Origin of the sequence: Arthrobacter sp. 49Tsu3.1M3 (assembly GCF_900168135.1) — a bacterium.
Lineage (GTDB): Bacteria > Actinomycetota > Actinomycetes > Actinomycetales > Micrococcaceae > Arthrobacter.
On record NZ_FUZD01000002.1, the window covers coordinates 233,189 to 254,815 of the forward strand.

At 65.3% G+C, this 21,627-nt stretch carries 23 protein-coding genes; 3 read left to right on the plus strand and 20 right to left on the minus strand.

Features of this window, described 5'->3' with window-relative positions:
* Nucleotides 1-14 precede the first annotated feature (14 nt).
* Nucleotides 15-905 (plus strand): tRNA pseudouridine synthase A, encoded by an 891-nt coding sequence (locus B5X90_RS04040; protein ID WP_179129040.1) that lies wholly within the window; start codon nucleotides 15-17, stop codon nucleotides 903-905.
* Between the two features lie 155 nt (nucleotides 906-1,060).
* Here the strand turns inward: B5X90_RS04040 and B5X90_RS04045 are convergent, their stop codons facing one another.
* Nucleotides 1,061-2,710, minus strand: a complete 1,650-nt coding sequence (locus tag B5X90_RS04045; RefSeq protein ID WP_306292815.1) for a sensor histidine kinase — start codon at nucleotides 2,708-2,710, stop codon at nucleotides 1,061-1,063.
* A 235-nt stretch (nucleotides 2,711-2,945) separates the two neighbouring features.
* Here B5X90_RS04045 and B5X90_RS04050 point away from each other — a divergent pair, with 235 nt between their 5' ends.
* Nucleotides 2,946-3,713 carry a response regulator transcription factor gene (locus B5X90_RS04050; protein ID WP_079550171.1) on the plus strand — a complete coding sequence of 256 codons (768 nt, stop codon included), beginning with the start codon at nucleotides 2,946-2,948 and terminating at the stop codon, nucleotides 3,711-3,713.
* 65 nt (nucleotides 3,714-3,778) lie between these two features.
* On the opposite strand, the gene B5X90_RS04055 is transcribed toward B5X90_RS04050, so the two are convergent.
* From B5X90_RS04055 to B5X90_RS04145, 19 genes are all read right to left on the minus strand, one after another.
* Entirely contained in the window at nucleotides 3,779-4,291 is a 513-nt protein-coding gene (locus B5X90_RS04055; protein WP_256860043.1) for an Hpt domain-containing protein, read from the minus strand.
* Between the two features lie 94 nt (nucleotides 4,292-4,385).
* A complete protein-coding gene (locus B5X90_RS04060; protein ID WP_079550172.1) occupies nucleotides 4,386-5,264 on the minus strand; it encodes a glycosyltransferase family 87 protein in 879 nt (292 codons plus the stop codon).
* Nucleotides 5,265-5,412: 148 nt separating this feature from the next.
* Nucleotides 5,413-6,297 (minus strand): type II secretion system F family protein, encoded by an 885-nt coding sequence (locus B5X90_RS04065; RefSeq protein ID WP_079550524.1) that lies wholly within the window; start codon nucleotides 6,295-6,297, stop codon nucleotides 5,413-5,415.
* Nucleotides 6,298-6,304: 7 nt separating this feature from the next.
* Nucleotides 6,305-7,240 (minus strand): type II secretion system F family protein, encoded by a 936-nt coding sequence (locus tag B5X90_RS04070; protein ID WP_079550173.1) that lies wholly within the window; start codon nucleotides 7,238-7,240, stop codon nucleotides 6,305-6,307.
* Between the two features lie 7 nt (nucleotides 7,241-7,247).
* On the minus strand, nucleotides 7,248-8,756 hold the full coding sequence (locus B5X90_RS04075; protein WP_079550174.1) for a CpaF family protein: 1,509 nt from the start codon (nucleotides 8,754-8,756) through the stop codon (nucleotides 7,248-7,250).
* The gene (locus B5X90_RS04080; protein ID WP_079550175.1) at nucleotides 8,757-9,947 is read right to left on the minus strand and encodes an AAA family ATPase; all 1,191 of its coding nucleotides are present in this window, start codon (nucleotides 9,945-9,947) and stop codon (nucleotides 8,757-8,759) included.
* The gene (locus B5X90_RS04085) at nucleotides 9,944-10,720 is read right to left on the minus strand and encodes a Flp pilus assembly protein CpaB (protein ID WP_179129041.1); all 777 of its coding nucleotides are present in this window, start codon (nucleotides 10,718-10,720) and stop codon (nucleotides 9,944-9,946) included. The genes B5X90_RS04080 and B5X90_RS04085 overlap by 4 nt, the downstream gene beginning before the upstream one ends.
* Before the next feature lie 46 nt (nucleotides 10,721-10,766).
* Nucleotides 10,767-11,786, minus strand: a complete 1,020-nt coding sequence (locus B5X90_RS04090; protein WP_179129042.1) for a pilus assembly protein TadG-related protein — start codon at nucleotides 11,784-11,786, stop codon at nucleotides 10,767-10,769.
* A 2-nt stretch (nucleotides 11,787-11,788) separates the two neighbouring features.
* Entirely contained in the window at nucleotides 11,789-12,163 is a 375-nt protein-coding gene (locus B5X90_RS04095) for a TadE/TadG family type IV pilus assembly protein (RefSeq protein ID WP_079550177.1), read from the minus strand.
* 99 nt (nucleotides 12,164-12,262) lie between these two features.
* Nucleotides 12,263-12,517, minus strand: a complete 255-nt coding sequence (locus B5X90_RS04100) for a Flp family type IVb pilin (RefSeq protein ID WP_079550178.1) — start codon at nucleotides 12,515-12,517, stop codon at nucleotides 12,263-12,265.
* Nucleotides 12,518-12,779: 262 nt separating this feature from the next.
* Nucleotides 12,780-13,661, minus strand: a complete 882-nt coding sequence (locus B5X90_RS04105; RefSeq protein WP_079550179.1) for a type II secretion system F family protein — start codon at nucleotides 13,659-13,661, stop codon at nucleotides 12,780-12,782.
* An 18-nt stretch (nucleotides 13,662-13,679) separates the two neighbouring features.
* The gene (locus B5X90_RS04110) at nucleotides 13,680-14,630 is read right to left on the minus strand and encodes a type II secretion system F family protein (RefSeq protein WP_079550180.1); all 951 of its coding nucleotides are present in this window, start codon (nucleotides 14,628-14,630) and stop codon (nucleotides 13,680-13,682) included.
* A 2-nt stretch (nucleotides 14,631-14,632) separates the two neighbouring features.
* Nucleotides 14,633-16,039 carry a CpaF family protein gene (locus B5X90_RS04115; RefSeq protein WP_372702867.1) on the minus strand — a complete coding sequence of 469 codons (1,407 nt, stop codon included), beginning with the start codon at nucleotides 16,037-16,039 and terminating at the stop codon, nucleotides 14,633-14,635.
* Between the two features lie 59 nt (nucleotides 16,040-16,098).
* Entirely contained in the window at nucleotides 16,099-17,304 is a 1,206-nt protein-coding gene (locus B5X90_RS04120; protein ID WP_079550182.1) for an AAA family ATPase, read from the minus strand.
* Nucleotides 17,301-18,080 (minus strand): Flp pilus assembly protein CpaB, encoded by a 780-nt coding sequence (locus B5X90_RS04125; protein WP_179129043.1) that lies wholly within the window; start codon nucleotides 18,078-18,080, stop codon nucleotides 17,301-17,303. Before B5X90_RS04125 ends, B5X90_RS04120 begins: the two co-directional genes overlap by 4 nt.
* Before the next feature lie 20 nt (nucleotides 18,081-18,100).
* Complete coding sequence (locus B5X90_RS04130) at nucleotides 18,101-19,120, minus strand: pilus assembly protein TadG-related protein (RefSeq protein WP_079550184.1); 1,020 nt, start codon at nucleotides 19,118-19,120, stop codon at nucleotides 18,101-18,103.
* The gene (locus tag B5X90_RS04135) at nucleotides 19,108-19,515 is read right to left on the minus strand and encodes a TadE/TadG family type IV pilus assembly protein (protein ID WP_079550185.1); all 408 of its coding nucleotides are present in this window, start codon (nucleotides 19,513-19,515) and stop codon (nucleotides 19,108-19,110) included. The genes B5X90_RS04130 and B5X90_RS04135 overlap by 13 nt, the downstream gene beginning before the upstream one ends.
* Nucleotides 19,516-19,624: 109 nt before the next feature.
* Nucleotides 19,625-19,840 (minus strand): Flp family type IVb pilin, encoded by a 216-nt coding sequence (locus B5X90_RS04140; RefSeq protein ID WP_179129044.1) that lies wholly within the window; start codon nucleotides 19,838-19,840, stop codon nucleotides 19,625-19,627.
* Nucleotides 19,841-20,110: 270 nt separating this feature from the next.
* Nucleotides 20,111-20,839, minus strand: a complete 729-nt coding sequence (locus tag B5X90_RS04145; protein WP_079550187.1) for a prepilin peptidase — start codon at nucleotides 20,837-20,839, stop codon at nucleotides 20,111-20,113.
* 320 nt (nucleotides 20,840-21,159) lie between these two features.
* Here B5X90_RS04145 and rplM point away from each other — a divergent pair, with 320 nt between their 5' ends.
* Nucleotides 21,160-21,603, plus strand: coding sequence for a 50S ribosomal protein L13 (rplM, locus tag B5X90_RS04150; RefSeq protein ID WP_015937805.1), 444 nt, complete (start codon nucleotides 21,160-21,162; stop codon nucleotides 21,601-21,603).
* Nucleotides 21,604-21,627 lie beyond the last annotated feature (24 nt).

Below are 21,627 nucleotides of genomic sequence, written 5' to 3' on the forward strand. Positions count from 1 at the left end.
ATAGACTTAAGTCTATGAACGAGCTCAAACCCGCTGCCCCCGTCTTGGGGGGCGGCGGGTTTTTGCGTATCCGGCTGGATGTGGCGTACGACGGCGGCCCGTTCAGCGGGTGGGCCGTTCAGCCGGGACTGCGCACCGTCCAGGGTGTCCTGGAGGAGGCCCTCGCGCTACTGATCCGCCGCCCCGTCCGGGTCACCGTCGCGGGGCGCACCGATGCCGGGGTGCACGCCCGCGGCCAGGTGGTCCACTTGGACCTCAGCGAGGCGGAATGGCTGGGCCTGAACCGGGGCGCCGAACTGGACCCCGCCGTCGCCCTGCTCCGCCGCATCCGCGGTGCCTTGAGCCGTGGCCTGGGCGACCTCAGCGGCGCCATCGAGGTACACCGGGTGAGCGTGGCACCCGCGGGCTTCGATGCCCGGTTCTCCGCCCTCTGGCGCCGTTATTCCTACCGGATCGCGGACGGCCCCGCGCTATGGGACCCACTGGGACGCTCCTCGACCCTGTGGCACAAGGTTCCGCTGGACGTCGGGCTCCTCAACGAGGGCGCCGCGCCGCTGTTGGGCCTGCAGGACTTCCGCTCGTACTGCAAGCCCCGCGAGGGCGCCACGACCATCCGTGAACTGCAGCGCTTCGAATTCGCGCGCGGCACGGACGGGGTTATTGTCGCCTCCGTTCAGGCCGACGCGTTCTGCCACAACATGGTCCGCTCCCTGGTGGGCTCGGCGTTGTACGTGGGGGAGGGCGAAGAGGCCCCGGAATGGCTCTACGAGCGGCTCCTCGCCCGGCAGCGCGACGCCCGCTCCGTGCTCGCAGCCCCGCACCCGCTGGTGCTCGAGGAAGTGGCCTACCCGACTGAGAGCGGCATGCTGGCCCGCGCCGAACTGACGCGGGCACTGCGGGCCTAAACTCCGCCACCGATTTTCCCCACCTTTGCCGGAGCGAGACCGCTCTACGCCGGCGGGTCGGCGCAACACGCCGGCGTCGGCCGCCATAGGCGGGGAAACCTTGACGCCTCCAGCCATGTGGGCACCAATAGGCGGCCGGGCACCGCGAGCCTCAATTAGGCGGGGAGCTCGAGGGTGAAGGTGCTGCCGTGGCCGGGACTGGTGCGGCACGAGATGGATCCGCCGTGCCCTTCCACGATGGCCTTGGTGATGGACAGCCCCAGGCCGGCGCCCGGAATGGATCCGTCCCGGACGGCCGGGCTGCGGAAGAAACGGGTGAAGACCCGCCCGGCGTCGGCGGCGGTCATGCCCATCCCGGTGTCCTCGACGTGAAGGCGCACCCGGCCGTCGCCGGAGCTGGCGGAGACCCGCACCGATCCGCCGTCGGGCGAGTACTTGATCGCGTTGGAAACGAGGTTGTCCAGGGCCTGGCTGATCCGGAGCGGGTCGACGTGCGCCCAAAGCGGACCCTGGACGTCCGTGGCGAGGCAGACGCGGGACGCCTGGGCGTGGGCCTGTGCCGAGCCCAGGCTCGCCTCCACGAGGCCGGCGAGGTCGGTGCGGCGGGGATGGACATGGACCGCGGCGCTGGCGGACATGAGAAGGTCCGAGACCAGGGCCAGCAGCCGCTCCGCGTTCCGCTGCGCCACTTCGACGCGGCGGACCACCGGACTGTCGAGGCCCTCAGTGTCGGCGAGCACCAGGTCCAGGTTGCCGATGATGGACGTCAATGGCGTGCGGAATTCGTGGGAGACGGTGGAGACGACTTCGTCCTTCGCTGCCAGGGCGTCCACCAGGCCGGTGACCTCGTTGAAGACCACCACGGCGCCGCGGAAGTCGCCGGCATCGTTCTTCAGGGGCCGGGCCCCGGTAGAGACCACGCGGCTGGCCGCCGCTTCACCGAAGCAGACAAGGTAGTCGGCAAAGGACTCGCCCGCCAGCGCCCGCCGGATGGGACGGCGCTCCAGCGGCAGGGGGGTGCTTCGGTCCTGCCCGGTCAGCACGAGCCGGCCCTCTTCCTCCGGCAGCACTTCCCTCGCCGGGTCGGCCGTAGAACGGGGCGCCGCGGCCGCGGAATCCTCCAGTTCGGCCAGCCAGGTGTTTGTTAGCAGCCGGCGGCCGCTGGCGTCCACTGCCACGATCCCGACGTCGACGGTGTCAAGAATCGTGTTCAGGAGCCGTTCGCGCTCCCGGCTGTCCGCGAGCAGGATCTCCAGCTCGGCTTCCTTGGACTTGATCCGCCGCTGTTCGCGCCGCAGGCGCGCCCGCGCGAAACGCATGGCCAGGGAGACCGCGAGCATCATCAGGGGCACCAGCAGGGCTTCGGCCGTGCGGGCCGCAAGCGGTGCCGATCGGTCCGCCAGGAGCCAGGGCAGGGCGGCCAGGAGGGGCACCGAAAAGCTCAGCGAAAGGCTCGCGGGGGCGGAGAGCCTGGACGCCGAAATCCACACCACAGGCAGGACGGAGAGCACACCGGGGTCCGGCAGCCCGGCGGTGGTGCCGTCCCGGAGCAGCCCAATCGCAACCAGGTCCAGGACCGGGATGACAAGCGGCGCCAACGGCCCAAAACGCTGCCAGGGGACCAGGGCGCAGGCCACAAGGAGGACGGCCTGCAGGGCAAAGGCGTACCGGCACAGGAGGCTGTCCGGAAGGCCGGGCCAGGCGGCCGGGGCAGCCATGACGATTCCGGCCAACATCACGGCCAGCGGCAACTGGCACACGAGGACCCGCCCGCGCGGCCCCAGAGCCTTGCCGTGTCGATCCACACTGCGGATCAGCCGCTGTCTAAGCAAAGACGCCGTGCCCCCTTCCCGTTGCTCCAGTTTTACACCTTGTGTCACGCAAATTTGACATAAATCGAAGTTTTGCCATTTCTGTTACCGGGCCGCCGCGAATTTGCCCCGTAGGGTGGGTATTCTGACATTGCCGGTGGGGGCCGGCGAGATCATTGCTGCCGCCGCATCCGCGCACGGCAGCGTAGCGTGACACATGAGGGGGGCCATGACCGACCTGGGAGTCGCCGTCGTTGTAGAAGACGACGAAGATGTTCGGAACCTTGTCGAAGCCGTATTGAGCCAGGCAGGGTTCGAAGTGCACTCGGCGGCCGGCGGACGTGAAGGGGTCGACGTCGTCAGGGCGCGGGAGGCAAGCGTGGTCACCCTGGATGTCGGGCTTCCCGACATCGACGGGTTCGAGGTGCTGCGCCGGATCCGGCAGTTCAGTGATGCGTACGTGGTCATGCTGACGGCGCGAACCGACGAACTGGACACGCTGACGGCGTTTCATACCGGGGCTGATGATTTCCTGGCGAAGCCTTTCCGGCCCCGGGAGCTGCGCGCCCGTGTAGGCGCCATGATGCGCCGGCCCCGGCAGGACCTCGGCGCCGTGGAAGGATCCGCGACGGATCCCGGGGCGGCCGCCGCCCCGGCAGCGTCCCAGAGTCCGGTGCTGCACCACAACGGCCTGGACCTGAACCCCGAGACCCGTTCCGTGAGTGTCGACGGCGTCGCGGTCAGCCTGACCCGCAGCGAGTTCGATCTCCTGCAGGCGCTCCTGAAGGGCGCCGGCGCCGTGCGGTCCAAGACCGAGCTGGTGCGCGTGGTCCGGGGCGATTACTACCGGGCTGACGCCTACATCAGCGAATCCGACGAACGCGCCGTCGAGGTGCATATCGGCAACCTGCGGAGGAAACTCGGCGAGGACCCCGTGCAGCCGCGCTGGCTGCAGACCGTCCGCGGCGTGGGCTACCGGCTGTCGCCGGCGCGGTAGCCCCCCGAAGGGCTTCCGGCGCCGGGCACCCGGGATACCCGTAGGCGGCAGCGGTCCCGCCGGCCCTAGCTGTCCCACAGGACGTAGCTGAACTGGAGCTCGTCGACGGTTTCCCCGCCGCGCGCGGCAACGTCGCGCAGGAGCGACAGGGCGCGGCCAATATCTCCGGCCCTGAGGGCGTTCTCAAGTTCGCCAGCGAGCTGGGCCAGGCGCAGGCCTCCGACCATGGCCGAGGACGTCTTCAGGCTCAGCACAGCGTCCATCGAGCCCGCGAGATCCCCGCGTTCGAGGGCCGAGGCCAGCGAGCGGTAGCGCTGGTCCCACATCCGGGTGTAGTCCCTGGCAAATCCTTTCGCCACGGCCGGGTTATCGAGCTGGGCACCCAGGTCCTGAAGCGCAGCCGGGTCCACGAGCGGGGCCGCCGGGAGGTCCTCGGGGAGGACCTCCGGGAGCACCTCCGGGAAGGTCACAGCCGCACTGGATGCCGTGAGGGCAGGTGCCGGCAGTCCCGGCGAGGTTGTGGGAGCGAGGGCAATGCCCGCATCTCCGTCGTCGGGGCAAGCGCTTGGAAGGGACATGTGACCACGCTACTTGCTGATGTGGCCGATGCCTTGCAGCCCGGTCTATCCTGCGGAAACCCTGAGGCTTTCCCGAGGGAACCAATCACGGGCACTATTGCCGCTTCCCGGTACTTCCCTCCAGGAGAAGTCGCGGTACGGCAATAAGGATCGTCCACGGAACGAACGAGACGAGGACCGGCGACGCCAGCACCATCGCCGGGGCGACGAGAAAGGGCCATTGCTTTCGGGCACCGATGACGACCAGCGCCACGGCGATGAGGCACCGCACTACGAAGCTGATCCCGCTGTCGGGCGTTCCACTACTATTCGCGAGCAGGAACTGTATCCAATCACTCCACGCTGTTGGATCGACTGCATAAGACACGACGACGATCAACAGCGTTGCGCCACTGCCTTGAATCAGCCTCTTCCAATCGCCACGCGCGGCGAACCAGAGCAGTCCGACGCCGGTGGTGACCTTCGTGAGGACAGCGAAGGACCAAGCGGCAGGCCTCCGCATGCCGACTACTGTGGCCGCAGCCAGCAAGATGTAGATGTTCCCGACGACGAGTTCAGGGAGGCACAACAAACACACCGGAATTGCCCACCGCGCCCGGAGGGGTCTCACCAGCCAGATCATTGCTGCTGCCTCGACCGCAAACCACGCCGCACAAAACAGGGGCCAAGGAAGCAACGCCAACGGCCTGATGACCGCCGCAAAAGCGGGCGAATACAAATAAGCATCCCGCTGTCCGGGACTTGCGCCGTAGGAAAGCTCGCCCTGCGCCGCGAGCCAATAGGCATGCGAGTCTTGACCCATTACATTGCCAGTGACGAAGTGCCGGACCGCCAGGAACAAAGCCTCAAGGCCCAAAGCCCATAGGACAATGGGTACCGATCGGGTCAGCAGTGGAAACTTCCTTGCGAAGACGCTCCCCTGATCCATTTCGGAGCGAGAAGGGGGCGTGTCCTCACTTGTTTTGCCGTTCATGGTCCCGATGTTGCCATAAACCCCGCTTGGATCCTGGAACCGGCCGGCTGGGCGAACCCACCGTGGTTGATCCCTCGCGGTCTGACTCACTCAGTTGACCATCCGTTGGTACCCGCGATGGCCCATGGCCGGGGCGGGGCGCCGGCCGCTACTGTCCGCTGAACGTGTCGATGGCGTTGATGACGGCAGGGCCCAGGATGGCGATGAAAAGCACGGGGAAGATGAAGAACAGCAGGGGAAACAGGATGGTGACGGGCAGCTTCATGGCCTTCTCCTCGGCCCGTTGCCGGCGCTTGACCCGCATGACCTTCGCCTGCACCCGCAGTACCCGACTGATGGCAATGCCGTAGGTGTCGGCCTGGACCACGGCCTGGACGAAGCTGCGCAGCTCGGGCACGTTGGTCCGTTCCGCCAGTGCCACGTAGGACTCGCGCCGGCTGCGGCCTACCTGCATGTCCTGCAGGGTTCGGATCAGTTCCTCCGCCAGCGGGCCCTTGCCGTTCTCGCCGGCACGGGCCATGGCGCCTTCGAAGCCCAGGCCCGCTTCCACAGAGATCAGCATCTGGTCCAGCGTGTTGGCCAGTTCCAGCTGCATGGTCTTCTGGCGTTCCTGTCCTTTGCTGTAAAGCAGGAGATCGGGGATGAAATAGCCGAGCAGGAACACAAAGATGCCCACCAGCTTGAGGATCGGCGTCGGGCTGTTGACGCTGATCCAGAAACCCAGCAGGGCGCCCAGCAGCCCAAGGAGCGGCTTGGCCGCGAGCACGCGGCCCAGCGGCAGCGACGCGGGGCGACCGGCGAGGGCCAACAGCCGGTCCAGTTTGCGGACGTACGCCGCGGGAGTCAGACGGTGGCCGGCCCGTTCCAGCAGGCTGCTGCGCTCCCGATGGGTGAGCTCGGCAGGGTCCTTGCCCAGCGCGAGCATCTCCCGCATGGCGCGCTGTGACCTCCGGTCCACGGAGAGCAGCGACCACGCCAGATAGCCGAGCGGCAACGCCACCAGCAGCGTGGCTAGAAGTACAGCAGGTGCCATGGCCACCTCAGAACTTCAGGTCGATGATTTTGCGCATCCACAGCCCGCCAATGGTCATGAGGATGACGGAGGCGGCGATCATGCCCCAGCCCAGCGGGTGCGTGAACATGGCGTTCATGTAACCGGGATTGACCAGCATCAGCATCACCACGATCCCGATCGGCATGGCCATGAGGATGTACGCGGAGAACTTGCCCTCTGCGGCGAGGGATTTGATGTGTCCTTTGATCTCGCTGCGCTCGCGGATGGTCTCGTTGACCTGGTCCAGGACTTCGGCCAGGTTCCCGCCCACTTCGCGGTTGATTTGGATGGCCTGGGCGATCCAAACGAAGTCCTCGTTCCTCATCCGGTCCGCGGTGTCGCTCAGGGAGTCCAGGAGGTCCCGGCCCAGGCTGGTCTCCGTGACGACGCGGCGCATCTCTTCCGACGTCGGGCTTTGCGATTCGGACGCGGCGGCGTCAATGGCGCGCATGATGCTGTGCCCGGCCCGGAGGCCGCCGGAGAGCAGCTGCAGGGTATCGCCGAGCTGCTGGTCGAACTTGGTGCGTCGCTTGCCGGCCAGGATGCCGAGCACGAGGCGCCCCACGACCGGCGCCAGCAGCACCAGCAGGACCGCCAGCAACAGGCCCGCGACGACGAACCCGGCGAGGCCCCCCGCAACCGCTCCGGCCAGGAGCAGGACGTAGAAGTCGGCCTGGCTCAGGCGCAGGCCGGCCTGTTCCAGCGACTCGCGGTTGAAGAGCCGGACTTTGCGGCCAGAGAAGAATCCGTCGACCAGGTGGACGGCCGAGCCGGCGAACCGCGTCAGCTGCGAGTCGGCCTGGCCCTGGACGGGCCTGCGCCGGTCCAGGGGGACACTGGCCCCGCCGGGGGCGAGCAGCACGAATCCCAGGACCACCACTGCGCTGAAGAGCAGGCCGACGCCGATGGGCAGCAGAGTCATGGACAGATCACGCCCTTCCGGCCGGGGTCAGCGGCGCGGCAAACACAGCGGGGGAGACATGGATGCCCAGGTCCTCGAAACGGTCGATGAAACGCGGGCGGATGCCGGTGGGGACGGGCCTGCCGAGGAACCGGCCGTGGGCGTCGACGCCGGCGGCGTAGTCGAACACGAAGGCGTCCTGGAGCGTCACGATGTCGCCCTCCATGCCTTGGACCTCCGTGACGTGGGTGATCCGCCGGGTGCCGTCCCGCAGCCGGGAGATCTGGATAATCAGGTTGACGGCCGAGGCGATCTGTTCCCGGATGGCGCGCAGCGGCAGGTCCATGCCGGCCATGAGCACCAGCGTCTCCAGACGGGCCACAGCATCCCGGGGCGAGTTGGAGTGCACGGTCGAGAGCGACCCGTCGTGGCCGGTGTTCATGGCCTGCAGCATGTCCAGTGATTCGCCGCCGCGGACCTCTCCCACCACGATCCGGTCCGGGCGCATGCGCAGGGAGTTCCGCAGCAGTTCGCGGATGGTCACCTCGCCCTTGCCCTCGGTGTTCGACGGCCGGCTTTCCAGCCGCACCACGTGTTCCTGCTGGATCTGGAGTTCGACGGCGTCCTCGATCGTCACGATCCGCTCGTCGTGGGGCAGGAACGAGGAAAGGACGTTCAGCAGTGTCGTTTTGCCGGTGCCGGTGCCGCCCGAGACGATGATGTTGAGCTTGGCCTTCACGCAGGCGTTCAGCAGTTCCGCCATTTCCGGCGTCAGCGTGCCGAACTCGATGAGGTTCCGGACAGTCAGCGGCACCTTGCTGAACTTTCGGATGGTCAGCGACGAACCGCCGACGGCGAGCGGCGGGATAACGGCGTTGACGCGGGACCCGTCCTCGAGCCGCGCATCCACGAGGGGCGAGGACTCGTCGATGCGCCGGCCCACTTTGGAAACGATGCGCTCGATCACCTTGCGGAGGTGGTCCTCGGAGCTGAACCGCGACTCTGTCAGCGTCAGTTTGCCGTTGCGTTCCACGTAGATCTGGTCCATTCGGTTGACCATGATTTCCGTGACGGCGGGATCGTCCAGGAGGCGCTGCAACGGGCCGTAGCCCAGGACGTCGTCGGCCACGTCGCGGACCAGCCGGGAGCGCTCTTCGGCGGACAGGGGGACCTGCTCGGCGTCGATGATGCGCGTCAGCTCCTCCCGCGCGGAGGTGCGGAGGTCCTCTTCCGTGGTTGCCGAATCGTTGAAGCGGGTTCCCATGCGCTCGAACAACGCAGTGGCGGCCCGCTGTTTGAGGGCTGCGAAAGCGTCGACGGGCTGTTGGCCCCGGGCACGGGAATCCTGGTGCTCCGGGAAGCCCGGCACTGGTGGGCGGGTGCTCTTCTGGAGCACGACGGCGGCCGGCGGTGCCGCCGTCGTCCCGCTTACTCCGGTGGGGGACACGGCCACCGGAGATGCGGCCTGCGGGGATTCGGCCCGTGGCGCGGACGCGGTCGTTCCCTCAGCGGAGCGGAGCCGTTCCGACAGCTTCATCTAGACCACCACCCGGCGGTGCAGTTTCTTCGGGGCGGTGGCGCGCCAAGCCGGGTCGAACCGGTTGACGAGCTGTTGCAGTCCCTTGATGGCAGGATCTTTGCGTCCGTCTTGAAGGACCGGGATGCCGCGGTTAGTGGAGAACGCCACTGCCTTGGACCGGGGGATGCTGACGTCCACGGGCGCGCCGATGGTCGCCTCGACGTCCTGGACGCTCAATCCGGACTTCGAGTCCGCCATGTTCAGGACCACATGGCGGGTCTCGGGCAGCAGGTCCAGGCGCCGGAGGATATCCAGGCCGGAGCGCAGCCCGCGGATACTGGGCACGTCCATGGCAGTCACCCAGACGGCGTCGGTGCACTGCTCGAGCGCGGCCAGCCCGACCTCCGGGAGCCCGGGAGCGGTGTCGACGACGACGTATTGGAACTGTTCGGCCAGTTGTTCGAGCAGGCGCGTGACCTGCTGGGGTGTGATGTCGTCGGCCTCCTCGGGCGTCCGGGGGGCGCAGAGGGCGTAGATGCTCCCGGGGTGGACGGTGAGGAAGGCTTTGAGGACGAGGGAATCCTGGCTGGCCGCGGATGAGACGGCGTCGGTAACGGTGTGTTCCGGGTGCAGGTACAGGCCCGAGGCCACGTCCCCGAACTGCAGGTCCAGGTCCACGATCACCACGCCCATCGGCGCCACTTTGCCCAGCCCGATGGCGATGTTGGTGGCAACCGTGGTTTTGCCGACCCCGCCCTTGGGGGAGAAGACGCCGATCACCAACCCCCTCGCGCTGTCCGGCTGGCTGGCCGCCGTGGTCCGGTTGCGGGTGGCGAACGACTGGCAGGCCCGCTCCAGCAGCACCCGGATCTGGGCCGGGTCCGCCGCCGGGCTGAGGATGTCGCGGATACCTGCCCGCATGGCCAGCAGCACGAAGTTCGGATCGGGCTCGCCGACCAGGATGACGCTGAGCTCGGGAAGCTGGACGTCGAACACCGTCGCCAGGCGCAGGGCGTCCTCCACCGGCACGTCGGGTCCCAGAATCAGGACCTCGGGCCGTTCCTGGTTGAGGCTGGCGAAGAGTTCCGCCGGGTTCGCGGGATTGACGAACGCGAAGGTCTGCAGGCCGCCCGGAAGGCCGCCGGCCAGCGCCTGGCGGACGCGGGCATCGAAGTCCGTGTTCGGCGAAATCAGGACAAAGCGGCTCATTTGTACACCTCCGGTTTCGTTACGATTCCTGGCCGGCCGCTGTCCTTGGCGTTGAGCGGTTCCTTGCTAAGCCAGATGCTGGCGGTGTCAGTGAACTCCGAGGCGTACACGATCTTGCCGGCGTCGACGTCGTTGACGGCGACAGTCAGCAGTAGCGAACCGGTGGGGAGCGAGGTGTCTTCGGCCGGTGCGGTGGCGCCATCTGTTGGGGGCTGGGCGGGAGCAGTGGCGAGGGGTGCACGCTGCACGGCGGTCACCAGGACCTTGTGGATGGTCAACTGGGTGGTTTCCTTCTCCGGCTTGGCTTCGAGGCCACCGCTCTTGAAGGAAATGAAGACGCCGACGTGATCCCCCGGTGCCAGCCGGCCGCCCACCACACGCTGCGGCTCGAGCTGGAAGGAGACTTCCTGCAGACCCTCCGGGATCTGCACGGATCCGCTCGCTTTGAGTGCCTCCGGCTCAATCAGCCGCTCGGCAACGAGCTGTTCGCCAGGGAGGAGGTCGACGGCGGTGACTTTGCCGGCGAGCCCGTCCAGGTTCGTGAGAGCCGACTTCGACACAGCCTTTCCGGGAAGCTCCTGGCTGGTCACAAAAGCTTTCAAGGCCGCGACCGACGTCCCGGCCGGCACTGCTTTCGACACCACGAGAACGGTGACGGGCTGTAGGCCCTGCACCGCCCTGCTGTCGGCGCCCTGCGCGTAGCTGACTACCAGGATGGCTCCGACGACGGCCAGCACCAGGGCCGCGATTCCTGCCAATAAGCGTGACTTCAAAAACTGCTCCTGAACTGGTTAGTGGGCAATGTGGCGACGTTGGGTGCTACTGCGTGAGCCTGACGACGTCTGCGCCGAAGTCCTCCTCCGGCGTGCCGAGGGTGTAGCCATCGGCCAGCGAGACGTATTGGACGAAACTGCCGATAATGCCACGGCAGTTGCCATCGCATTTCAGGGACGAAGCGATGGCGGGCGGCTTGTTCTGGAAGGACTCAGGCAGACCATTGTTACCGCTGAAGTTCCAGCCTTTGACCTTGAAGGCGGCGAAGGAGATGAGCTTGTATTTGGCATTCGTGCCGGTTCCGGTCACCCGGTTGAAGACGGGGAGCAGGACAATCACGTCCTTGCCGCCGTTGATGTCCGCCGCCCACTGCGTCAGCAGGCTGTCGCAGTCCTTTGGGTAGCTGTTGCCGGATGAGTTCGGTGCGTCGCCTGCGTTGATATCGATGAAGCCGCCGCACACGCCCGGGTTGCTGGTGAGCCAGCCGAAGCCGCCGGGTACTGGGGCGCCTGACGGTCCATACATGCAGTCGGGATTGGCGTCGTCGCCGTGGCTCTGCAGCCTCTGCAGGCTCCCATCGACCTGGTTTTTGATCTGGCAGATGGAGAAGGTCAGCGGGAAAGCCGTCGGGCCCGCCACCGGTTGGCCCCACTGTACGGTTGCCCCGGCGGTAACCGCGGCGTCGTTGAAGCCCAACACCCGTGCAAGGAAAAGGGAAACGCGGTTGGGCGCCTGCCCTGCTTCCTGGGCCCCGGCTGTCACCTTTACTGTGCCGGCGGTCTTGTCCAGCACAAGGGACGCGATGTTGCTGGCGCCGTCGCGGGCGTTGCCGTTGGCGAGACTGCGGGCGAGGGCGGAGGCGGTGGCACAGTCGGCATCGTTGATGTTCCGGGCACATTTCTGCGCGATGGCGAGGGCTGCGGCGTCGGCTCCGTTGCGAAGCTGGGTCCGCTCGGCGTAGAGCATGCCGACGTCCACCGCCAGCGCTGTGAACCCCAGCAGGGTCACCATGAGGATGGCGACCAAGACGCTGATGGCCCCGCGCTCGCCGTCGGTGGTGGTCATTCCTAACCTCCGCACAGCATGACTCCTTTGCCTTCCATCGTGAACGGGCCTGCGATGCCGGTCATGGTGGTGAGGGAGTACGTGATCTTGAGGGTCACTTGGGTTCCGGTGGTGCAGGTGGCGGGGCTGATGGTGATGTTGGTGTCGGCCAGGGCCGGTTTCAAAGCGGCGGCTGAATTCTTGGCCGCCGTTCGGGCCGCAGACGGGCTGTTGCCGATGGCCATGACCCGGACGCCTTCGCGGGCTGCCGCCGAGAGGGTGATCTGCGCGTTGTACGCCCGGCCGAATTCCGTGATGCCAAGCAGCAGCATGACCAAAATGGGCGCGAGAAGAGCGAATTCCACCGCGACGGCGCCCCGCTCCGATGATTTGGACATGGGCGACCGCCTTCCCGCACGTCGAGTTCTGGAGAGACACACGTGGCGGTGGCCCCAGGCCACCGCCACGTGTTCGTTGGCCGATGCGAATCTATCGCGCTAGGGAGCTTTCGGCGTGCACTTGGCGTCGGTGCCGGCGGCCCCGCCGACGCCGGGTACGGCCGCAGCGTAGCTGCCGCCGCTGACGGAGCACTGGACCTGGGTGAAGGTGTCCTTCAAAGTGCCACCGAGGAGCGTCACGGCGACGATGATGACGACGGCGATGAGGGAGACCATGATGCCGTATTCGACGGCGGTGGCGCCGCGCTGATCTCGGCGAAGGCGGGCTGCGAAGCTGGAGAGAATGGAACGCATTGGAGACTCCTGAGCGAGTTGGGCGGCTGGCCCTGCACCAGCACTGAGAGGAACTTAGCAACCACCGACACGCCGACGATTCGCCTTTGACGCATCCTGTGCTAAGGCTTCCCAAACTGCACGTTTCCTGTACATTCCCTGCGCTCTTACTGCGCTGGGAGCCGGGTCTCTGTCCGCACACGCAGGAGGACCCCCTCGGCTCTGGGTCCAAGGGGGTCCGGTCTGTGGATGGCCGCCGAAGGGCAGCCGCGCCGGCGCCGGCCTAACGCTTGGCGAACATGTCCATGATGCTCATCATGGTCGGGCCGAGCACCACGATGAACAGGGCGGGAAGGATCGAGAAGATGAGCGGAAACAACATCTTGACTGGCATCTTCATGGCGTGCTCCTCGGCCTGTTGGCGCCTCTTCACGCGCATCACCTGCGCCTGGGACTGGAGGACCTTGGCGATGGCAATTCCGTAGGTGTCGGCTTGGACGACGGCCCTGACGAACGAGCGGAGATCCGGGACATCGACCCGCTGGGCCAGAGCCACATAGGCCTCCTTGCGGGACCTACCCACCTGGATGTCCTGGAGTGTCCGGACGAGCTCGTCAGCCAGGGGCCCCTTGCCGGTCTCGCCGGCGCGGGCCATGGCGGTCTCGAAACCGAGTCCGGCCTGGACCGAGATAAGCATCTGGTCCAGGGCGTTGGGCAGTTCCAGCTTGATAGCTGTCCGGCGCTTTTCGGCGTAGTTCCGCAGGAGGATGTCCGGGACGAAATAGCACAGCGCCGTTACCCCGAGTGCAAGGCCGAGCTTCAGGGGCTTCGGATCAGCAATGTAGAGCAGGACGCCCAGGACGGCTCCTGCCAGGGCCAGCAGGGGCTTGACCATGACGACCCGTCCCAGGGGCCACGCCTTCGGCCGGCCCGCACCTGAGAGCTGCTTGTCCAGCCACGCTGCATAGCCCTGCGGCATGGCCTTCTTCGCAAGGGACGCCAGCTGTTCATTGGCGTCGAAGCTGGCTGCGCCGGAACGGGGGCGGTGACCCAAATTGGATTGGATGTTTCGCAGGCCGGCACGGTCGCCGGTCAGGGCCAGCCAGGTCATGATGGACACGGGGGCGACAACGGCCAGGATGGCGGCGTAGGCGATAGCTTGCACGGTTCTCTCCCTGCTTCCCTAGAACTTCGGTTTGATGAGCCGGCTCAGCCAGAAACTGCCGACCGAGAGGAGGACAACCACGGCGGCGATCATAAGGTAGCCGGGCAGTGTGCTCGTGAAGACCTTCGAGTACAGGGGATTGAACAGGGTCAGTCCGATGAACATCACCACCGGCAGGGCGATCAGCACGAGGGCCGATATCCTGCCTTCCGCGCTGAGGGCCCGCACTTGGCCGCGGATCTGATTCCGGTCACGGATTGTTTCCCCGACATGGTCCAAGACTTCGGCCAAATCGCCGCCAACCTCGCGGTGGATCTCTACGGACCGGGCGATCCACCCGAAGTCCTCGTTGTCGGTCCTACGCGCCACCTCGTCAAGGGACTCACCGAGATCCCGTCCGATCCTGGTCTCGTTCACCACCCGGTTCAGTTCCTCGGTCATGGGGGCGTCACTTTCCTGGGCGGCGGCGTCGATGGCGCGCAGCAGACTGTGCCCGGCGCGCAGGCCGCCCGAGAACATCTGCAACGTGTCCGGCACTTGGTCGTCGAATTTCTTCCGCCGCCGTGAGACCAGGACGTTCAAGAACATGACGAGTCCCACGGGGGTGAGGACCAGCATCAGGACAGCGGGAGCCGGGCCGCCGAGCAAGAAGCCCAGGACCACCGCCACGAACGTCACGGCGCCAGCGATCAGCATGTAGTCGCCAGGCTCTTTTTTCAGGCCGGCCGCGTCAAGCTTGTCCCGGTTGAGGATCCCGGTGCGGCCGCGCCGAACGCCCTTATTCAAAGCCTTCACGGCTTGGTCCGTCAGGCGGGTGAAGGTGGAGGCAGGGGGCGCCGCGTCCGGCCGGCGCCGGGAAAGTGCGACGGCGGACCTGGACTTGAACACCACGGCGAACAGGATCGCCAGCGCACCGTACACCAGGAGTAGGCCGGCCACGAAGGCAAGGGGGGACAGTTCCGGAACCATGGCTACCGCCCCCTTGCAGGCTGAACGCCGAAGACAGCCGGTGAGACCGAAATCCCAAGCTCTGCGAACCGGTCCGTGAAGCGCGGCCGAACGCCGGTCGGTACGGGTTTGCCGAGGAACCTCCCACTGCTGTCCACCCCTGCCGCGTAGTCGAAAACGAACGCGTCCTGCAGGGTAACGATGTCGCCCTCCATGCCCTGGACTTCGGTGATGTGGGTGACGCGGCGCGAACCGTCGCGGAGCCGGGAAATATGGACAATGAGGTTCACTGCCGAGGCCACTTGCTCGCGCACGGCACGCAGCGGCAGGTCCATGCCAGCCATGAGGACCAGGGTTTCAAGCCTGGCGATGGCATCCCGAGGAGAGTTGGCGTGAACAGTAGAGATGGACCCGTCGTGGCCGGTGTTCATGGCCTGCAGCATGTCCAGGCACTCCCCGCCGCGGACCTCGCCGACGACGATTCGGTCCGGCCGCATGCGCAAGGAGTTCCGGACGAGGTCCCGAATGGAGATTTCACCTTTCCCCTCGATGTTCTGCGGCCGGCTTTCCAGCCGGACCACGTGGTCCTGCTGCAACTGCAGTTCCACCGCGTCCTCGATCGTGACAATCCGGTCCGACGCCGGAATGAACGAAGAAAGCACGTTCAGCAGAGTCGTCTTGCCCGTTCCGGTGCCGCCGGACACGATGATGTTCATCCTCGCCAGCACACAGGCCTGGAGCAGTTCGGCCATTTCCGGCGACAGGCTGCCCATGGAGATCAGGTTGTCGACCGTGAGCGGATCCCGCCCGAACTTCCGGATGGTCAATGCGGGTCCGTTGACCGCCAGAGGCGGAATGATCGCATTGACACGGGAGCCGTCGGATAGCCTCGCGTCAACCAAGGGCGACGACTCATCAATACGCCGTCCAACGTGGGAGACGATCCTCTCAATGACCCGGCGGAGAGCCTCATCCGAGGTGAACCTGGTGTCGGTAAGGAAGAGCTGACCCTGGCGTTCCACATAGATCTGGTCAAAACGGTTCACCATGACTTCCGTGACGGCGGGGTCATCCAGGAACCGCTGGATGGGCCCATGGCCGAGGACGTCGTCGGAGATTTCGCGGATCAGCCGCTGGCGTTCCTGGCCAGTGAGGGGAATCTGCTCCGCATCGACGACGGCCTTCAGTTCGTCCTTGACGGACTGGCGGAGTTCTTCCTCCCCGATCGAGGAGTCCGTGATCCGCGAGCCGAGCCGCTCGAAAAGCGCCTGGCTGGCCCGTTCCTTCAGAGCGTTGAGGGCTTCGCTGGCAACGGATGCAGTCTGCGTCAGCTCAACTGCGTCGGAGCGCGTTTCCGCGGCCGCCTTCGCCTCGTGGATCCGGCCCAGAGTCGAGGGGGCCTGGAAGATGTCAACGGGCGCCTCTGGCATATCTGTCGACTTTGCGGCCGGGGCATCCCCGCGCAATTGCAGGAATCGGTCTGTGAGGCTCACTGGAATACCGCCCTTCTGTGCAGTTGCTTGTGAGGTCTTGCTTCCCACTCGGGTTTGAACCGCTCCACCAACTGGCGAAGGCCCTTGGATGCGGGATCCCTGCTGCCGTCCTGAAGGACTGGAACTCCCTTGTTGGTGGAGAATGGCATGTTCTTGGAACGCGGCAGTACTACGTCCACAGGGGCTCCGACCGTCGCTTCGACGTCTTTGAGAGTCAAGCCGGCCCTCCGGTCGGCCATGTTCAATACAATGTGCCGCTGTTCTGGGACCAGATTGAGTTCCTCCAGGATCTGGAAGCCCGTCCGCATGCCCCTGATACTGGGCACATCCATGCCGCAGATCCAGACCGCGTCCGTAGCCAGCTCGAGGGTGGCCAGGACATGCTCTCCCAGCCCGGGTGCCGTGTCCACCACGATGTAGCGGAATTCCTGCCGGAGCTGTTCCAACAGGTGCGACACGTGCGTGGCCGTGATCCGGTCCATTTCGATCGGAGAGCGGGGTGCACACAGTGCGTAGATGCCGGCTGGATGAACCGTCAGGTAGGTCTTCAGCACCATGGAATCCTGGCTCGCAGCACCCAGCACGGCGTCGGTGATGGTGAACTCCGGCTCGAGCATCAAGCCGCTGGCCACGTCGCCGAACTGGAGGTCGAGATCCACGATCACTACGCCCATCGGGGAGATTTTGCCCAGCCCGACGGCGAGGTTGGTCGCCACGGTGGTCTTGCCAACGCCGCCTTTGGGCGACATCACGGCGATGACCTTGCCGCCTGCGCCGTGGTCGGCGTGTTCGGAGGTCTGAGGTGCGAGGCCACGCCGCCGGCCGGCCGCTGCGAGGCTTGCCCGCTCCAGCATGACTCGAATGGCGTCGGAAGCGGCGCCGGGATCTAGGAAGTCCCTGACGCCGGCCCGCATGGCCTGCAACACAGTCTCCGGAGTGGCGACGGCCGCAAGCACCACGCTGATCTCCGGGTACTGGAGGTCAACAACCGAGGCTAGCTTCAGGGAATCCTCCACCGGCAGCCCGGGCCCGAGGATGAGGACCTCCGGCGGTTCGCCCTGCAGCTGTCGCAGGATGTCCGCGGGCCCTTCCGGCAAGTAGTCCGCCTGGAAGACGTGCAGCGTGCCGTGCAGCCCGGTGACTGCCAGACGAACCAAGCGTTCGAAATCGCTGTTCGGGGTGATCAGAATGAAGCGGCTCATCGGAACAGCCCTGCCTTATCAACCACGCCGGTGCTCGTCTCGAGCGCATCGCCGGGCTCCTTGGACAGGTAGATTTTGCCGAACTCTGCAGCAAATACGATGCGTTCGGCGTCGGCGGAGTTCCGCGCCAGCGTCACCAGGTACGTGTCGTCCGTCTGTTCCTTGCTGCTGGATGTCGAGGACGCCTGTGTGGCCCCGGTTGAGGAGTCGGAGCCGCCCGTCTGGGTTGCCGTGCCGTTGCTGAACTGTGCTCCCGTCACCAGGACTTTGTGGAAGCTCAGCTGCGTCCTGCTTGCCTTGCCGCCGCCTTGGGCGCCGGCGTCTTCGATTGAGATGAAGACGCCCACCGTATCGCCGGCCTTCAAGACGCCGCCCGCAACACGCTCGATGGGAAGCTTCAGGGTTAGCTCCTGAAGCCCGGTGGGTACCTGGACCCGGGCTGGTCCCAGGAATGCGTTCTGCTCCACCATCCGGGAGGACAGCAACTGCTCCCCGGGCATGAGTGCTACGGCGGAGACCTTGGAGTTCAAAGACGAGAGATCCGTGACGCCGTTCTCGGCCACGGCGAGTTTCGGAACGGCCTTCTTGACCACCGAGCCGGCAATCGCATCCGCGGAGGCTCCGGCTGGAATGGCTTTCTCGACAATATAGACGTTTTCAGTTTCGGTACTGGCCAGCGCGCGTTTGTCAGCATTTTGAACGTACGTGACCAGCAATACAGTTCCAACAATTGCCACCAGTAACGCGGCGATGCCCCCCAGCAGGCGTGTTTTCATAATATCCCCTTAGAAATTGCCTATTTGACTAATTTTATTTCGTCGGTTCCGAAGTCCGAGCCCGAAGAGTCCCCGAGGGAATCGATGGATTCAAACTTGACGAATTGGCCGATAACGCAGCGGTCATTGCCGGCGTTGCAGGCCAGATCGGCCGTCATTCCGGGATCGTCCTTCGTGTTGCGAAATTCGTACTCGTGCTTATTGCCGAACTTCCAGCCCCAGATCTTGAAGGTGGCGTAGCCGATGATGTGGAAGCTGCCGTTTTGTCCTTGGTTGGTGGCGTCATCGAAGATCGGGAACGTAACTTTGACCGCTCCGCCGGCTTCGATCGTGGTCTTCCAGCCGGTCAGGATCGTGGAGCAGCCGGACGGCGGGTTGTTGCCGGGGTCGGAGCCCATCTGGTTGCTTCCGGTTTGCGTCTCCGCTACGCACGGTGAGTCCTGGTCCAGCCAGCCCCAGCCGCCGGGAATCTGCGTCCCTGACGGGCCGGTGCAGGTGCCGCCTGGTTTGTAAGAGATCTTCTGGACCTGGCCAGTGGCGACTGCGCCGGAGAGGTTGTAGCAGTGATTTGAGATCGCCAGCGGGAATCCGGACCCGGCTCCTGGAGGCGACATTGAAGCCGTGGCGGCGGCGCGGACCGTGACTGGCGGGGCGTTCAGTGCGTTGGCGAACAACTTGGTAAGGAACCCGTTGCTGCCGCTGCGTGTCGACGTGACCACGGTGACCTGCTTTGGAACGGACAGATCCACGGAGTCCACAGTGGTGGCTCCGTCATTGGAATTGGGTCCGCTGAGCTCCTCTGCCCAGAGCTTTGCCTGCGTGACGGTGCACGTGCCAGCCTTGTGGCACTGCTGTGCTGCGGCCATGGCGCCGGCATCTGCGGCGTTTTGGAGCTGCGCCCGTTCGGCGTAGATCTGTCCCGTGTCCACTGCCAATGCCCCGGCCCCGATCAGCACCAGCATCATCGCGGCAACGAGGACGCCGGCGGCCCCGCGCTCCTTGTCTCGCTTCCGAGAGAAGACAGCCTTTAGCCGTGGCATCGCATGGCCCCCGTTCCGGTGAGGGCGATGGAACTGCCGAACATTCCGGTCAGTGAGTTGGCAGTGTAGCCGACGGTGACCTGGGCGTTGCCGGTGCCGCCCGACGGGCAGGAGCCGGTGAAGGTGTACGTGAAGCCGCTCGGGCTTAGCCCGGGTGCTCCTGCCACCGCGGCGGCACGGGCGCGGCCTTGATCGTTGAAGATGGCCATCGTCCTGGCGGCCTCGCGGGCCGCCTGGGTGACGGAAATCTGCAGGTTGTACGAGTACGAAAACTCAATGATCCCGCCCACCAGGACGAGAAGGACGGGCACCACGAGAGCGAACTCGACGACGGCCGCGCCTCGCTCCCTGCCCTTTGCCCGAGACCGGGGCGCTCGCGAACTTCTGCGCTTCATAGGATCCCCCCAGGGATAGATGCAGCTAATGGGGAAAGAAATGTGCCGCGCCCGCGCTGGGCGGACGCGGCACATGGGTGTTGCTGAGACCTGCTTTGTCGGCTGGGACTTAGGGCTGGCCGTTCTTCCAGCCGTTGACGGTGGTGCCGAGATCGTTGAACCAGGTGCTCAGCTGGTTGCCGAAGAACGTGACACCGACGATTACCGCAAAGGCGATGAAGGCTACGAGGAGCGAGTATTCCGTCGCGGTCGCGCCCTTTTCGGAGGTGAGCTTGTCCTTGACGCCGGCAACAAAAGCAAGCATTGAGACCATGAGACCAGTCATTTTATTTGTCCTTTTCCAGAGTGTGAGTATTGAACGAATTTCCGGCAAATCCCCGATTGCTTATTTGCTGGAGCTTCGTTGGGACAACATTTGCACGGCCCCAAACGGCACGGCAATGATGTTCGATACTCGACTTTTGGGAGGGAAAAAATGGGTATCACCTGCCCTCAAACGGGGGTGTACTCAGTTTCTAAGTAGGGGTAGACCCCAACTACTTGGTTTGATAAGCCGTCTTACTTAATCCGCGGTCCAGGTGAAGGCGGAGGCCACCTAGGGGAGCAGCAGGATGATTGCCAGGCCAGCGGCCAGCATCGAGGGGCCGTAGGGTACTTCCTTCGGCTTGTTTCCGCGGTTCTTGAGGACCAGGAGCGCAGAGGCAACGCCCCCTGCGACGAATCCCAAGGCCCCGCCGTAGAACAAGTGGGACCAGCCTAGGTAGCCCAAGTACAAGCCGAGTGGTGCTGCGAGCTTCACATCGCCCATCCCGAGGCCGTTTCGGCTGGTCAGGGCAAGAAAAAGGTACAAAACGAACATTATTGAGGCGCCGGCGACTCCCCGCAGCAGGCTGCCTGCCTCGTTGGAGACCCCTGCGGCGACGCCGAGGAGCACAATTCCGGCCCCGAGCAGGGGTAAAACCATCCTGTTGGGCAGTAAATGGTGCAAGAGGTCGATCCGCGCCAGCTGGACGCCGGCGACCGCAAGTAATACGTAGGCCGGAAGCTCCGGGGAGGCACCGAACCGCCACGCCAATAGAACGGACAGCGCGAAGGTGGCCGCCGCCGTCGTAAGCCTCATGCGTACCGTCAAGGGTCCGCCCAGGCGGGGGAGCGTGCGCCGTATGAGGAACTCGGCCAGCAACGACAGGCATGCGCCCGCGAGACCAACACTGACTATGAAGGCGATGAAGGGAAGTCCGGTGAGCCACCCGGTCGGCTGCGCCAGGAGGGCCGGCTGCCCAAGCAGCAGGGCGATGGAGCCGGCGGCGGCGGGATCGGACACGGTTCCTCCAGGGATGCGACGGGCCGGTGCGGGGCTGTCTGACGAAACAGGGAGCAGACAGGATGCATCCGAACACCCCATTTTGACCCAACAGGCCGCCGTCGGCTATTCTTGGTAGTCGTTGTGCGTGTCCTATCTCGATGGTGCGTGCCCGCTTGAGAATCCGGTTGCAGGATAACTACTCAACGTGCACATTCGAGACCTCAGGATGACTGGTTACATGGAGCCCTCACCTCTGTTCCGGTAGCGCATAGATAGTAGGTGCACCGTAAGAGTGACGCCTAAAACAAGAACGCCAGAACAAGAACGAGGCAAACACCGTGCGTACGTATACCCCGAAGCCCGGCGATATCAACCGCCAGTGGCACGTCATTGACGCCACCGACGTTGTCCTTGGTCGTCTCGCGAGCCAGACCGCAATCCTGCTGCGCGGCAAGCACAAGGCCACCTTCGCGTCCCACATGGACATGGGCGACTTCGTCATCATCATCAACGCTGAAAAGGTTGCCCTCACCGGCGCCAAGCTGGAGCAGAAGCGCGCATACCGCCACTCCGGCTACCCGGGCGGCCTGACCTCCGTCAACTACGCGGAACTGCTTGAGTCCAACCCGGTTCGCGCCGTGGAGAAGGCCATCAAGGGCATGCTCCCGAAGAACTCCCTCGCTGCACAGCAGCTGGGCAAGCTGAAGGTGTACCGCGGTGCAGAGCACCCCCACGCCGCCCAGCAGCCCAAGACTTTCGAAATCACCCAGGTCGCCCAGTAGTCCTGGCCACCAACCAACTTTTTA